Origin of the sequence: Propioniciclava sp., from assembly GCF_047602245.1 — a bacterium.
In the GTDB taxonomy this organism is placed as follows: domain Bacteria; phylum Actinomycetota; class Actinomycetes; order Propionibacteriales; family Propionibacteriaceae; genus Propioniciclava.
In genome coordinates, this window is record NZ_JASGHT010000001.1 from 741,369 (window position 1) to 755,164 (window position 13,796).

The following is a 13,796-nucleotide window of genomic DNA, read 5'->3' on the forward strand; positions in this document are numbered from 1 at the left end:
CTTGACGTGGGAAACCCGTAGGGTGGGACCCGGATCGTCCTCCTCCAGTGCCGAAGGAACCCCCGTGACAGCATTCAACGAACTCCCCGAAGCCACGTCGGTCTCGCTCGCCCAGGCCGTGCAGCCGATCGTCCTCGCTCTCGACATCGGCTCGGGTTCGACGCGGTGCGCCCTGTACGACGGCTACGCCCGCCCGATCAAGAAGCGCACCTTCAAGGCCGAGCACCTGTTCACCGAACGCGCCGACGGAACCGCGGAGATCTACGCCGACCAGGTCGCCGATGAGGTCGCCCAGGTGATCACCCAGACGGTCAAGGGTCTGGAGCCGGGCAGCATCAGGGCCGTCGTGATGGACACCTTCGCCTCCTCGCTGGTCTGCGTGGACGCCCAGGGCGAGGCGGTCACCCCGTGCATCACCTACGCCGACGGACGCTCCGCCGCCCACCTGGCGGTGTTGCGCGAGCGCCTCGACGAAGCCGACATCCACCAGCGCATCGGCGCGCGGCTGCACACCAGCTATCACCCGCCGCGGATGCTGTGGCTGCAGGACTCCTTCCCGGGCGTGTGGGCGGCCACCACGAAATTCCTCTCGCTGGGCGAGTACGTCTACGCGAAGCTGGCCGGGATCGAGGGCGCCGCGACCTCGACGATGGCCTGGGCCAGGCATCCTGAACCGGCACACGCTCACCCTGGATGAGGAACTGCTGGACGTGATGGGCGTCTCCGCCGGCCAGTTCGCACCGATCGTGGATCCCGAGGACCCGATCACCGACGTCTCACGCGAGGTGGCACGCCGCTGGCCGGCCCTGGAGGGAGCCGCATGGTTCCCCGCCATCCCCGACGGCTACGCCTCGAACCTGGGCGTGGGAGCCATCACGCCCGAGGACGCCGCGCTGTCGGCCGCCACCTCGGGCGCCATGCGGGTGATCGTTCCCGGCACCCCGCAGGTGCTGCCCTCGGGCCTGTGGGCCTACCGCGTCTCGCGGCATTCCTCGATCGTGGGCGGCGCGCTCAACGATGTCGGCCGGGTGATGGCCTGGATGGAGCGGACATTCGCCGCGGCGACCCCCGAGGAGATCGACGCCGCTCTGCGCGCGGCGCCGGGCGCCGGCACCCCACTCGTGCTGCCCTTCCTGACCGGCGAACGCGCCACCGGATGGGCCGGCAACGCCCGCGCCGTGTTCACCGGCGTCTCGTCCTCGACCACCGGGCTCGACCTGTGGCGCGGGGCCTGCGAGGGGGTCGCGGTCTCCTACGCCCGCGTCTTCGAGCAGCTGGCCAGCGTCAACCCCGCGCTGAGCCGGGTGATCGCCTCCGGCGGCGTCACCCAGGACTACCCCGGCGTGATGGAGATCGTCACCCAGGCGCTCGGATTCCCGGTGCAGGTCGTCGACGTCAAGCGGGTCACCATGCGCGGCGCGGCCGTGATGGCGCTCACCGCGCTCGATCCGGGCCACCCGATGGCGCGCATTCCCGAGACCGCGCTCACCCTGCCCGATCCCGCCCAGCGGGGGTACTACGACGGGCTGCGCGAGCGCTTCGAGGCGGTGTACGACGGCGTGATCGCCGAGGGCACCGCGGCGTCCGGCTAGTAGACGAGGTGCTCGTCGCCGGCGCTGCCGTGCAGGCGACGAGCCGCCTCGGCGATCGATCCCGACACCGACGGGTACACGGTGAAGGCCTGCGCGAGCTCGTCCACGGTCAGCTTGGAGGCGACCGCGACGGCGAGCACATGGATCAGTTCGCTGGCGTGCGAGGCGACGATGACGCCGCCGATCACGATGCCGGTCGTCGGCAGGCAGAACACCTTCACGAAGCCGTCGCGGTTGTCCTTCATCTTGGCGCGCGCGTTCGAGCCCAGCGGCAGCACCACCGCCCGGGCCCGGACGATGCCGGCGTCCACCTCGCTCTGCGAGACGCCCACCGTGGCGATCTCGGGGGAAGTGAACACGTTCGAGGAGACCGTGCGCAGGTCGAGCGGGGCGACCGCATCGCCGAGGGAGTGCCACATCGCGATGCGGCCCTGCATGGCGGCCACCGAGGCCAGGTTGAACACGCCGGTGCAGTCGCCGGCGGCGTACACGCCGCGCGCCGAGGTGCGCGAGACCCGGTCGACCTGCACGTGCCCGGACGCCGTGGTGACGACGCCGGCGGCCTCCAGCCCGAGGTTCTCGGTGTTGGGCAGCGCGCCGACGGCCATCAGCACGTGGCTGCCCTCGACGGTGCCGCCGTCGGCCAGCGTCACCACGACGCCGTCGCCCTCGACGCGGGCCGCGATCGCGCGCGCGTTCGACATGATCGTCATGCCCGAGGACTCGAACACGTCCTGGATCACCCGGCCGGCGTCGGCGTCCTCACTCGGCAGCACCTGGTGCCGCGAGGACACCAGCACGACCTCGACGCCGAGGTTGCGGTAGGCGCCCGCGAACTCGGCGCCGGTCACGCCCGAGCCGACCACGATCAGCCGCTCGGGAAGCTCGGTGAGGTTGTACATCTGGGTCCAGTTGAGAATCCGGACGCCGTCGGGCATCGCATCGGGCAGTTCGCGAGGACGCGCCCCGACCGCGATCAGGGTGATGTCGGCCGGCAACCGCTCCTCCCGCCCATCAGGGGTGGTGGCGATAACCGCCTCAGTGCCGTCGAGGCGTCCGGTGCCGTCGATGATGCGGATGCCCTCGCGCACCAGCCGGGCGCGGATGTCGGTGGACTGCTGGGTGGCCAGCCCGATCACCCGCCGGTTGACGTGACCGAGGTCGACGCGCACGGCGTCGGCCAGGTCGGACAGCGCGGGGTCGACCGGTTGCAGCCCGAGCGAGTTCGCGCGGTGGATCTTGTTCATCACCTCCGCGGTGGCGATCAAGGTCTTGGAGGGCACCACATCGGTGAGGACGGCCGAGCCGCCCAGCCCGCGGCGTTCCACCAGCGTGACCTTCCCACCCAACTGATTCCCGACCAGAGCCGCCTCGTAGCCGCCAGGACCGCCACCGATGATCACCACGTCCGCCATGCCCGGCATTGTGGCATGCGCGTCGCCCGCGAGCGACGCCAGCGGACCCGGCGTCCCCATTATGCTCGCGCCATGAGCGAACACACCGACCCCGCCGCTGTGGCTCGTGAAGCCGCCACCGCCCTCACCGCGCGTCTCGGCGTCGGACGCCTCGATGTCGCGCTCGTGCTGGGATCGGGCTGGTCACAGGCCGCCGAAGGCCTCGGCGAAGTGATCGCCGAGTGCCCGCTCGGCGAGCTTCCCGGCTTCTCGGCCCCCGTGGTGGCCGGTCACGGCGGCGTCGTGCGCGCGCTACGGTTGCCCGGCGAGCGGGTGGCCGCCCTGTTCACCGGCCGCACCCACTTCTACGAGGGCAAAGGCGCGGCGGCGGTCGTGCACGGCGTCCGGACCGCGGCGGCGGCCGGCGCGACGCGGCTGGTGCTCACCAACGGCTGCGGCGGGCTCGATCCGGCGTGGCGCCCCGGCACCCCGGTGCTGATCGCCGACCACATCAACCTCACCGGCGCGACGCCGCTGCACGGCCCCACCTTCGTCGACCTGACCGACGCCTACTCCCCCGCCCTGCGTGCGCTCGCCCGCGGCATCGACCCCAGCCTGGACGAGGGGGTCTACGTGCAGTTCCGCGGGCCTCAGTACGAAACCCCGGCCGAGGTGCGGATGGCCGGCATCCTCGGCGGCTCGCTGGTGGGGATGTCGACCGCCCTGGAGTGCATCGCCGCCCGCGAGGCCGGCCTGGAGGTGCTCGGCATCTCGCTGGTCACGAACGCGGCCGCGGGCATGTCGGGCGAGCCGCTGTCCCACGCCGAGGTGCTCGAAGCGGGACGGGCCGCGGTGCCGCGGTTGCGCCGGCTGCTGGCTGGGCTGCTCGAGGTGCTGTGATGATCGATCCGGACCTGCTCGCCCGGGCGATGGCCTGGCGCGCCGAGGATCCCGACCAGGGCACGGTGACGGCCTTGGACGCGCTGATCGAACGCGCCGAGGCCGGCGACGAGGATGCCTCCGCCGAACTCGCGGACTCCTTCGCGGGGCCTCTCGCCTTCGGCACCGCGGGCCTGCGCGCCGCACTCGGTCCGGGCCCGAACCGGATGAACCGCGTGGTGGTGAGCCAGGCGTCCGCCGGCTTGGCTCGCTGGCTGATCGAGCACGGCCACGCCGGCGGACGCGTGCTGGTGGGCTACGACGCCCGCTACAACTCCGACGTGTTCGCCCGCGACACCGCCGAGATCCTGGCCGGCTACGGTCTGGCGCCGATGCTCACCGCCACCCACGTGCCGACTCCCGTGGTGGCGTTCGGGCTCACCCACTACGACTGCATCGCCGGTGTCGTGGTCACCGCCTCGCACAACCCGCCGGCCGACAACGGCTACAAGGTGTACGCCGGGCCGTCCCAGATCGTGCCACCGACCGACGCCGAGATCGCCGCCCACCTCGCCCGGGCCGCGCTCGCCCCGGTCTCGACGCTTCCACGCTCGGACGCCTACGAGACGATCGGGCAGCCGCTGGTCGAGGCCTACGCCGCGCGCGTCGCCTCGCTGGTGACACCGGATACTCCGCGCGACGTGCGCTGGGTGTACACGCCGCTGCACGGCGTCGGCGCCACCGTCGTGGGCCGGGTGCTCGACCTGACCGGATTTCCGGGCCCAGCGATCGTTGAGGCGCAGGCGCTACCCAACCCGGCCTTCCCCACGGTCGCCTTCCCCAATCCCGAGGAGCCCGGCGCCATCGATCTGGCGCTGACGCTGGCCGCCGAGACGGACGCCGACGTGGCGATCGCCCACGACCCTGACGCCGACCGCTGCGCCCTGGCGGCACCGATCGGCGGAGCCTGGCGGATGCTCACCGGCGACGAACTGGGCTGGCTGCTCGCCGACGACGCGCTGCGCCGGGGCACTCCCGGCGTGTACGCCTGCTCGGTGGTGTCCTCGACGCTGCTGCGCCGGCTGGCCGAATCGGCGGGGCAGCCGTTCGCGACCACACTCACCGGGTTCAAATGGATCGGCCGCGTGCCCGGCCTCGCCTTCGGCTACGAGGAGGCGATCGGCTACTGCACCGACCCCGCGGCGGTGGCCGACAAGGACGGCATCTCCACGCTGATCCGGGTGCTGGCCCTGGTGGCGTCGCTGAAGGCGGACGGGATGGGCGTGGGCGACCGGCTGGACGAGATCGCGCGCACCCACGGCGTCCACCACACGGCGCAGTTGTCCTTCCGCGTGGCCGGTCTGCCGGTGATCGCGGACGCCATGGCGCGGCTGCGCGCCGGCCTGCCCACCGAACTGCTGGGCGAGCCGGCCAGCGCCGCCGACCTGGCCGCCGGCTGGGACGGCCTGCCGCCCACCGACGGCGTCCTGCTGCAATCCGAGCGGTTCCGGGTGGTGGTCCGCCCCTCCGGCACCGAGCCCAAACTCAAGTGCTACCTCGAGGTACGACTGCCACCCGGGCATCCGTTGGGCCTGGCCGGCGCCAGAGCCGAGGCTCGGGCATCGATGGCGGCCTTGAGCGCGCAGGTCGAGGCCACCCTGGGGTGGTGACCGGTCACGGCGTCCAGTTCGCCAACTGCTCGGCCGTCGGGTAGGACGCCTGCGCACCCTCGCCGGTCGCAGCGTAGGCACCCACCCGGACCGCGAACGCGCACGCGTCGGTGAGCGCATCACCCGCCGCGAGCCGGAAGGCCAAGGCGGCCAGGAAGGCGTCCCCGCAGCCGGTGGTGTCCACCGGCGTCACCTTCGGCGACGGGATCTGGTCCGAGGCCGTGCCGGCGTCCAGGTCGATCACCCGCGCGCCGAGCCCGCCGAGAGTGACCACGACGGTGCGGGGACCGTCCTCGCCGAGCGCCGCCGCGGTGGCCGCGACCACCGCCGACCAGTCGCCCAGGGGATCGAACTCCGCCTGACCGGTCAGGTCGGCGAGTTCATGAGCATTGACCAGCAGGATGTCGACCAGCGCGAGCAGATCGGCGTCCACCTTCATGTACGGCGAGATGTTCAGCACCACCGTCGCGCCGCGTTCGCGCGCCCGGCGGGCGGCGACCTTGACCACGCCGACGGAGACCTCCAGGCACAAGGTGAGCACCGAGGAGGGGCCGGCGCTGTCGAAGAACGCGTCGGCCTGGGTCACATCATCGGTGGTCAACCGCCCATTGGCGCCGGGGCTGACGATGATGCAGTTCTCGCCGGCGCTGTCGACGGCGATCATCGCCGAGCCGGTCGCCACGCCGCTCAGCACGCGCAGGTGACCGATGTCGACCCCGGACGCCTCCAGGCTGGCCCGCAGCATCGCCCCGTTGCCGTCGTCGCCGACGCACCCGAGAATCGCGACATCACCGCCGAGCTTGCCGATCGCCGCCGCCTGGTTGGCGCTCTTGCCGCCCGGCACGATGAACAGGTCCGAGCCCGTCACCGTCTCACCCGGCTTCGGGATGCGGGCCGTGCGGACCACCAGATCCGCATTGAGAGAACCCACCACCAGCACGCGTCCGGCCACGATCATCACTCCTCATTGAATGGAACAGCTCAGCGCCGAACCTAACCTAATTCAGCACGCGAGGTCGAGCTTCCCGCACATCCGATGGGATTCGTCCATCCGTCCAGCAAGATCTCTCGCGCCAGGTTTAGCCAACGCATCGCGCAACGGCTAAGGTCTCTCGGAACCAAGCACAAGGAGGTAGCTGTGGAGCGGTTCCAAGGCGTACTCGGGGTCATCCTGATCCTGGGCCTGATGGTCGCCATCTCGAAGCACCGGAGCAGAATCAACTGGCGGATCATCGGGGCGGCGCTCGCGCTCCAGGCCGTGATGGGTTTCCTCGTCATCAAGTGGGAACCGGGCGCGCAGGCGCTCAAACAACTCGCCGAAGGCATCGCCTACGTCATTCACTTCGCCGACGAGGGCACCAAGTTCGTATTCGGCCCGCTGATGGACGACGCCCAGTTCCCGTTCATCTTCGCGTTGCGGGTGCTGCCGGTCATCATCTTCTTCGGCACCCTGATCGGCCTGCTCTACTACCTGAGGGTGCTGCAGTGGATCATCGAGATCGTCGGCACCGCGCTGAAGTGGGTGCTCGGCACCTCCAAGATCGAGTCGGTCTGGGCCTCCACCGTGGTGCTGCTCGGCATGAGCGAGGCGCCGCTGGTGATCCAGCCGTACCTGTCCCGGCTCACCAAGTCGCAGCTCTTCGTCTGCATGACCGGCGGCCTGGCCTCGGTGGCCGGCACCGTGCTGGTCGGGTACTCGCTGCTGGGGGCTCCGTTGCCCTACCTGCTGGCCGCGGCCGTGATGAACGCGCCGGGGTCGCTGCTGATCGCCAAGGGCATCTGGCCCGAGACCGAGGAGTCCGACCTGGACGCCTCAGTCCGCGACGTCCGCGACACCGAGTCCACCAACGTCATCGACGCGCTCGCCCGCGGCGCGCTGACCGGCGGCCATCTGGCCGTGATCGTCGGCTGCCTGCTGATCGCCTTCATCTCGATCATCGCGCTGGCCAATGCCGCCCTGGGCGGCATCGGTGGCTGGTTCGGCATGCCGGAGTTGTCCTTCGACATGGTGTTCGGCTGGATCTTCGCCCCCGTCGCCTGGCTGATCGGCGTCCCCTGGAATGAGGCCGCCCTGGCCGGCAACTTCATCGGCCAGAAGACCGTGCTCAACGAGTTCGTGGCCTTCTCCAACTTCGGCCCGATGGTCGCCGACGGCTCACTCACTCCGAAGACCACCCTGGTCACCACCTTCGCGCTGTCGGGGTTCGCGAACTTCGCCTCGATCGCCATCCTCGTCGGCTCGCTCGGCTCGCTGGTGCCCGAGCGCCGCGGCGAGGTGTCCAAGTACGGCCTGCTGGCGCTGCTGGCGGCCACCATGACCAACCTGCTCAACGCCGCCGTCGTCGGCGTCGTCGGCAGCTGAACGAAAGGAATCAACGATGACTCCCCGCCCCGTCTATTTCGACTGCGACACCGGGATCGATGACGCGCTGGCCCTGGTGTACCTGATGGCCTCCCCCGAGATCACCCTCGCCGGGATCGGCACCGTCAGCGGCAACATCGATGCCGCCCGCGCCGCGGTGAACACCCTCGATCTGCTCGCCCTGGGCGGCCTGGACGAGGTGCCGGTGGCCGTCGGCGCCATGGATCCGCTGGCCGGCCCGTTCAGCGGCGGCGTCCCGCACATTCACGGCCACAACGGCGTCGGCGACGTCGAGTTGCCGCACACTGCCCGCGGGCCCGAGCAGGAGTCGGCCGCCGAGATGCTGGTCCGGCTCGCGCACGAGCATCCGGGCGAGCTGGACGTGATCGCGATCGGTCCGCTGACCAACCTCGCGCTGGCCCTGCAACTCGATCCGTCGATCGCCACCCTGGTCCGCAAGGTGACCGTGATGGGCGGTGCGGCCCTGGTGCCCGGCAACGTCAGCGTGGCCGGCGAGGCGAACATCTGGAACGACCCCGAGGCGGCACAGATCGTGGTCTCCGCGCCGTGGCAGGTCGTCCTGGTGCCGCTCGACGTCACGCTGGAGAACACCTTCGAGGAGGCCGACCGGACGGCGCTGGCGGCGTCCGCCTCACCACTCAACCGGGCCCTGGCCGACATCCTCGACCTGTACTTCGACTTCTACGTGCACGAGTACGGACGCCGCATGTGCGCCTTGCACGACCCGCTGGCCGCCGCGATCGCCGTCGGGCAGATCACCGCGACCCGGGCGCCGAAGGTGCCGGTGGTGGTCGACGACACCCAGGGCCCTGGGCGCGGCCAGACGCTGTGCGATCTGCGTGGCCAGCGCGGCGGCGCCCGCGATGTCGAGGGCGCCAACGTCCGGGTCGTGCTCGACACCGACCAGCCGCTCGGGCCGGTGCTGCTGCAGCGCCTGCTGGACTACGCCGGCTGATTCACTCAGCCGTCGCCCTCGCCGGCCGCTTGCGGCTCGGCGGGGGCGATCTGCGTATCCGGGGCGATCTGCGCCGGCGGAGCCGCGGTCACCGCCGGGGTGACCGGTGCGGCCACCACACCGGCGGCACCCTTCTCCATCCGGGCCGCCTCGGCGATGGCCTGCTGCACCGAGGCCTGGGACTGCTCCTCCTCGGCACGCTTGGCGCGCTCGATCTCGGCGAACACGTCCACCTTCTGAGGCGCGTCGAACTTCGACGGATCGGCGGCACCGAAGCTGCGGGCCATCTCACCGAGGTTGCCGCCGAGGCCCTTGAGGGCGTCGTTGAGCTCGGAGGGAATGATCCACACCTTGTTCGCGCCGCCCTCGGCGAGCTTGGGCAACATCTGCAGGTACTGGTAGGCGAGCAGGCCCTGGTCGGGCTCGGCGGCATGGATGGCGTGGAAGACGGTGGTGATCGCCTGGGCCTCGCCCTCGGCGCGCAGCATGGACGCCTGCCGGTCGGCCTGAGCGCGCAGCACCGCGGACTCCCGCTCGCCCTGGGCGCGCAGGATGCTGGATTCGCGGTCGCCGGAGGCGGACAGGATCTGGCTCTGCCGCTGGCCCTCGGCCAGCAGGATCTGGGCGCGCTTCTCCCGCTCGGCTCGGGCGCCCTTCTCCATCGCGTCGCGGATGGTGGCGGGCGGCTCGATCGAGCGCAGCTCGACGCGGTTGACCTTGATGCCCCACTTGCCGGTGGCCTCATCGAGGACGGCGCGCAGCTTCTGGTTGATCTCCTCGCGGCTGGTCAGGGTCTGCTCCAGGTCCATACCGCCGATGATGTTGCGCAGCGTCGTCATGGTGAGCTGCTCGATGGCCTGGATGTAGTTCTGCGCCTCGTAGGCGGCGCGCACCGGATCGACGATCTGGTAGTAGATGACCGAGTCGATGCCGACCATCAGGTTGTCCTCGGTGATCACGCCTTGGGGCGGGAACGGGACGACGGCCTCGCGCATGTCCATCGTGTAGCGGACGCGGTCGATGAACGGCATGATCAAGTGCAAGCCGGGCTCGATGGTCCGGTGGAACTTGCCCATTCGCTGCACGATGCCGACCTGCATCTGCTGGACGACCCGGACTGACAGTCCGAGCGCGACCACCGCGACCACGGCGATCAGGATGACGAGAATCAGGAACGGATCGGGCATGGGCCGCCTCCTCGGTGCTCGGGGTTGGGTTCAGACTACCCCGGCGCCGAGAAGGCGGCCCTTGATCGGTGTCTTACTCGCCGGTGCGTTCGACGGTGTGGCCGCCGAATTGCCCGCGCAGCGCGGAGACCATCCGCATGGTCGGGCTGTTCTCCTGGCGCGAGGAATACCGCGCGAACAATGCGGCGGCGAGCACCGGCATCGGGACCGCGTGCTCGACGGCCTCGTCCAGGGTCCAGCGGCCCTCACCAGAATCGGTGGTGTACTCGCTGATCCCGTCCAGGTGCGGCGACTCCTCCAGGGCGCTCACCGCGAGGTCGAGCAGCCAGGAGCGGACGACGGTGCCGCGCGACCAGGCCTTGAAGCAGCCCTTGACGTCGCTGACCACGTCGGACGCCTCGAGCAGCTCCCACCCTTCGGCGTAGGCGTGCATCAGGCCGTACTCGATGCCGTTGTGCACCATCTTCGCGTAGTGACCCGCGCCCACGCCGCCGGCGTGCACGAAGCCCTCCTCGCGCGGGCCCTCGGGGCGCAGCGCGTCGAAGATGGGCATCAGCCGGGCCACGGACGCCTCGTCGCCGCCGGCCATCAGGCCGTAGCCGTTGTCGAGACCCCACACGCCGCCGGAGACGCCGCAGTCGAGATAGCCGATCCCGTGCTCGGCGAGCATCGCCGCGTTGGCGGCGTCGTCGCTGAACCGGGAGTTGCCGCCCTCGACGACGACGTCACCGGGCTCGAGCAGTCCAGCGAGCTCGGTGAGCACGCCCTGGGTGATCGGCCCGGCGGGCAGCATCACCCAGACCGCGCGCGGGGCGTCCAGGGCAGCGACCAGCGCGGGCAGGTCGGCGACTTCAGAGCGGGAGGCGTCCGCGTCGTACCCGATCACCTCATGGCCCGCGTTGCGGATTCGTGCGGCCATATTCGAGCCCATCCGGCCCAGACCGATCATTCCCAGTTGCATCGCAGTCTCCTTATCTCCGCTAGAGCACCAGGCTCAGGCCCATGACGCAGACCAGGCCGACGACGGACAAGGTGGTCTCCATCAGCGACCAGGTCTTGAAGGTCTGGCCGACGGTCATGCCGAAGTACTCCTTGACCATCCAGAAGCCGGCGTCGTTGACGTGGCTGAGGAAGACCGAGCCGGCACCGATCGACAGCACCATCAGCGCGGTGTGCGTCGGCGACAGGCCCACGGCCAGCGGCGCCATGATGCCGGAGGCGGTGATGGTGGCCACGGTGGCCGAGCCGGTGGCCAGGCGGATGATGACCGCGACGATCCAGGCGGCCAGCAGCGGCGGCAGCGCCGCGTCGGTGAGGCCCTGGGCGATCACCTTGGCGATGCCGGAATCGACCAGGGTCTGCTTGAAGCCACCGCCGGCGCCGACGATGAGCAGGATGCCGGCGATGGGACCGAAGGACGATCCGACCAGGTCGTTCACCTTGTCGCGGGACTTGCCGATGGAGTAGCCGAAGACGAACATCGCGACCACCGTGGTGATGGTGAGGGCGATCAGCGGAGTGCCGACGAAGACCAGCGCCGCACCGAAGCCGCTGCCCTGGTTCTTGGTGACCTCGACCAGGGTGCGGATCAGCATCAGGAAGACCGGCAGCAGCACCACACCGATGGCGGCCAGGAAGCCGGGGCGCTTGTCGCCTGCGGTGGGGCCGCCCCCACCGAGGAAGTCCTCACGCGCCGGGATCGGCACCCACGTGGCCATCATCTTGCCCAGCACCGGGCCACAGATGATCACACAGGGAATCGAGACGAGCAGGCCCAGGCCCAGGGTGAGGCCGAGGTCGGCCTTGAGGCCCTCGATGGCGATCAGCGGGCCGGGGTGCGGCGGCACCAGGCCGTGCAGGGCGGACAGGCCGGCCAGCGCGGGAATGCCGAGCAGAACCACGGGCAGCTTCGCCCGCTTGGCGGCGAACATGACGACCGGAATCAGGATGACGACGCCGACCTCGAAGAATAGCGGGATGCCGACGATGAACGCGATCAGCGCCATGGCCCAGGGCAGCCGCTGGAGCGGCGTCTTGTCCATGATGGTGTCGACGATCACGTCGGCACCGCCGGAGGAGATCAACAAAACGCCGATGATCGACCCCAGGATGATGAGCAGGCCGACACCCGACAGCGTCGAGCCGAGGCCGGAGGAGAAACTCTTGAACAGGTCGGGGTAGGGGACGCCTGCCGCGATCGCCATGACCGCGGAGCCGCCCATCAGCGACAGGAAGGGATGGATCTTGAGCCAGCCGATCAGGATGATGATCGCGGCGATGCCGGCGAGTGCGGCAAGGACGAGTTGTGTGGTCATGGGAAGTGGCGCCTCCTTAGCGCGCGAGGGGGACGAGACCGACGGCGGTGATCGCCCGCTCGGCGATCGTAGCGAGGTCGGCGTCGATGTCGATGACGACACCGTCTTCGTCGGGTTCCAGCATCTCCAGCGTCGCGAGCTGCGACGGGAGCAGGGTCGGCGGCATGAAGTGCCCCGCGCGTCCGCCCAGGCGGGAGGCGAGAAGCTCTTCGGAGCCGTGGAGATGAACGAACACCGTGCGCCCAGGGGTGATGCGCAGGCGGTCGCGGTACACCCGGCGTAGCGCCGAGCAGGTGATGATCGTCGAATGGCCGGTGATGTCCTTGGCGGCGGTCCATTCGGCGATCAGGTCGAGCCAGGGCCACCGGTCTTCGTCGGTGAGCGGGGTGCCCGAGCTCATCTTCGCGATGTTCGCCTTGGGGTGGAAGTCGTCGCCTTCGGCTTGAAGCCAGCCGGGGCCGAGCCGGGCGAACATCTCGTCGGCGACGCTCGATTTGCCGCAGCCGGCCACCCCCATGACGACGATGTGGGTCAATGTCATCTTCGACCTTCTCTCAGCGTCGCACCGTCGCGACGTTGAGATGACGATAAAACATATAGATGCTCTTAATCAAGCGAAAGAGAGTAACTCTTTGCTGGCAGGGCGTCTGCGTCGTGCCACGTATATGCTCCGAGTGCACACCGTCGAGATACAGGGGGGATTCATGGCCGGCGATGCCCGCTCCGCCGCCCTTCACCAGGGCGTGGCGCGTGAACTCGGCATCGAGATCATCGACCGCACGTGGGCCGGCGAGCGGCCACGCACCCTCGAGGACGTGCAGGACCGCTTCGGCGTCTCGCGCACCGTCGCGCGGGAGGCGTCCCGCCAGCTGGAGGCGATGGGCCTGTTGCGCATCCTGCGCCGGCGCGGCCTGGTGCCGCAGCCTCCTGAATCCTGGAATGTGCTTGACCCTCTGCTGATCGACTGGCGCCTGCATTCGGCCGACCGGGAACAGCAATTGCGCTCCCTCACCCATCTGCGGATGGCGATCGAACCCGCGGCGGCCGCGAACACCGCCGCCCACGCCACCATCCACGTCCGCGCCCAACTGCTCGCCCTGGCCTCGGAGCTGCGCCGTACCGGCGAGGCCGGCGACCTGGGCACCTTCATGGAGCATGACATCGCTTTCCATTCGCTGCTACTGACCTCCTCAGGCAACGAGATGTTCGCCGCGCTGTCCGGGCTGGTCGCCGCCGTGCTTCAGGGCCGCACCGAACTCGACCTGATGCCGGCCCACCCCAAGCAGGAGGCGCTGGCCGCCCACGAGGCGGTGGCGGACGCCGTCTTCCGCGGCGATCCGGCGGCGGCGAGGGCCGCCATGGAGGTGATCCTCGCCGAGGTGCGCGAGGCGATCGCCGAGGACTGAGCCGACGGCGTCCGG

The 13,796-nt window shown here is 70.1% G+C and carries 13 protein-coding genes; 7 read left to right on the top strand and 6 right to left on the bottom strand.

The window, feature by feature from the left end:
• The first annotated feature begins 64 nt into the window (after positions 1 to 64).
• Both QM708_RS03620 and QM708_RS03625 read left to right on the top strand, forming a co-directional pair.
• On the top strand, positions 65 to 697 hold the full coding sequence (locus QM708_RS03620) for an FGGY family carbohydrate kinase (protein WP_415104486.1): 633 nt from the start codon (positions 65 to 67) through the stop codon (positions 695 to 697).
• A 16-nt stretch (positions 698 to 713) separates the two neighbouring features.
• On the top strand, positions 714 to 1,592 hold the full coding sequence (locus QM708_RS03625) for an FGGY-family carbohydrate kinase (RefSeq protein WP_415104488.1): 879 nt from the start codon (positions 714 to 716) through the stop codon (positions 1,590 to 1,592).
• Here QM708_RS03625 and QM708_RS03630 read toward each other — a convergent pair.
• Positions 1,589 to 3,007, bottom strand: a complete 1,419-nt coding sequence (locus tag QM708_RS03630; RefSeq protein WP_415104490.1) for an NAD(P)H-quinone dehydrogenase — start codon at positions 3,005 to 3,007, stop codon at positions 1,589 to 1,591. The genes QM708_RS03625 and QM708_RS03630 overlap by 4 nt on opposite strands.
• Positions 3,008 to 3,079: 72 nt before the next feature.
• Between QM708_RS03630 and QM708_RS03635 the strand changes: the two genes are divergently transcribed.
• Together QM708_RS03635 and QM708_RS03640 are read left to right on the top strand one after the other, a co-directional pair.
• Entirely contained in the window at positions 3,080 to 3,886 is an 807-nt protein-coding gene (locus QM708_RS03635; protein WP_415104492.1) for a purine-nucleoside phosphorylase, read from the top strand.
• Complete coding sequence (locus tag QM708_RS03640) at positions 3,886 to 5,535, top strand: phospho-sugar mutase (RefSeq protein WP_415104494.1); 1,650 nt, start codon at positions 3,886 to 3,888, stop codon at positions 5,533 to 5,535. Before QM708_RS03635 ends, QM708_RS03640 begins: the two co-directional genes overlap by 1 nt.
• A gap of 4 nt (positions 5,536 to 5,539) precedes the next feature.
• Here the strand turns inward: QM708_RS03640 and QM708_RS03645 are convergent, their stop codons facing one another.
• Positions 5,540 to 6,493 carry a ribokinase gene (locus QM708_RS03645; RefSeq protein ID WP_415104496.1) on the bottom strand — a complete coding sequence of 318 codons (954 nt, stop codon included), beginning with the start codon at positions 6,491 to 6,493 and terminating at the stop codon, positions 5,540 to 5,542.
• 180 nt (positions 6,494 to 6,673) lie between these two features.
• On the opposite strand from QM708_RS03645, the gene QM708_RS03650 reads away from it, so the two are divergent.
• Together QM708_RS03650 and QM708_RS03655 are read left to right on the top strand one after the other, a co-directional pair.
• A complete protein-coding gene (locus QM708_RS03650; RefSeq protein WP_415104498.1) occupies positions 6,674 to 7,897 on the top strand; it encodes a NupC/NupG family nucleoside CNT transporter in 1,224 nt (407 codons plus the stop codon).
• 16 nt (positions 7,898 to 7,913) lie between these two features.
• A complete protein-coding gene (locus tag QM708_RS03655) occupies positions 7,914 to 8,873 on the top strand; it encodes a nucleoside hydrolase (RefSeq protein ID WP_415104499.1) in 960 nt (319 codons plus the stop codon).
• A 5-nt stretch (positions 8,874 to 8,878) separates the two neighbouring features.
• On the opposite strand, the gene QM708_RS03660 is transcribed toward QM708_RS03655, so the two are convergent.
• From QM708_RS03660 to QM708_RS03675, 4 genes are all read right to left on the bottom strand, one after another.
• Positions 8,879 to 10,060 carry an SPFH domain-containing protein gene (locus QM708_RS03660; protein ID WP_415104502.1) on the bottom strand — a complete coding sequence of 394 codons (1,182 nt, stop codon included), beginning with the start codon at positions 10,058 to 10,060 and terminating at the stop codon, positions 8,879 to 8,881.
• Between the two features lie 73 nt (positions 10,061 to 10,133).
• The gene (gene gnd, locus QM708_RS03665) at positions 10,134 to 11,021 is read right to left on the bottom strand and encodes a phosphogluconate dehydrogenase (NAD(+)-dependent, decarboxylating) (RefSeq protein WP_415104504.1); all 888 of its coding nucleotides are present in this window, start codon (positions 11,019 to 11,021) and stop codon (positions 10,134 to 10,136) included.
• 19 nt (positions 11,022 to 11,040) lie between these two features.
• The gene (locus QM708_RS03670) at positions 11,041 to 12,375 is read right to left on the bottom strand and encodes a GntP family permease (RefSeq protein ID WP_415104506.1); all 1,335 of its coding nucleotides are present in this window, start codon (positions 12,373 to 12,375) and stop codon (positions 11,041 to 11,043) included.
• 16 nt (positions 12,376 to 12,391) lie between these two features.
• Positions 12,392 to 12,916 (bottom strand): gluconokinase, encoded by a 525-nt coding sequence (locus tag QM708_RS03675; RefSeq protein ID WP_415104508.1) that lies wholly within the window; start codon positions 12,914 to 12,916, stop codon positions 12,392 to 12,394.
• A 163-nt stretch (positions 12,917 to 13,079) separates the two neighbouring features.
• Between QM708_RS03675 and QM708_RS03680 the strand changes: the two genes are divergently transcribed.
• Positions 13,080 to 13,781, top strand: coding sequence for a FadR/GntR family transcriptional regulator (locus QM708_RS03680; protein ID WP_415104510.1), 702 nt, complete (start codon positions 13,080 to 13,082; stop codon positions 13,779 to 13,781).
• Positions 13,782 to 13,796 lie beyond the last annotated feature (15 nt).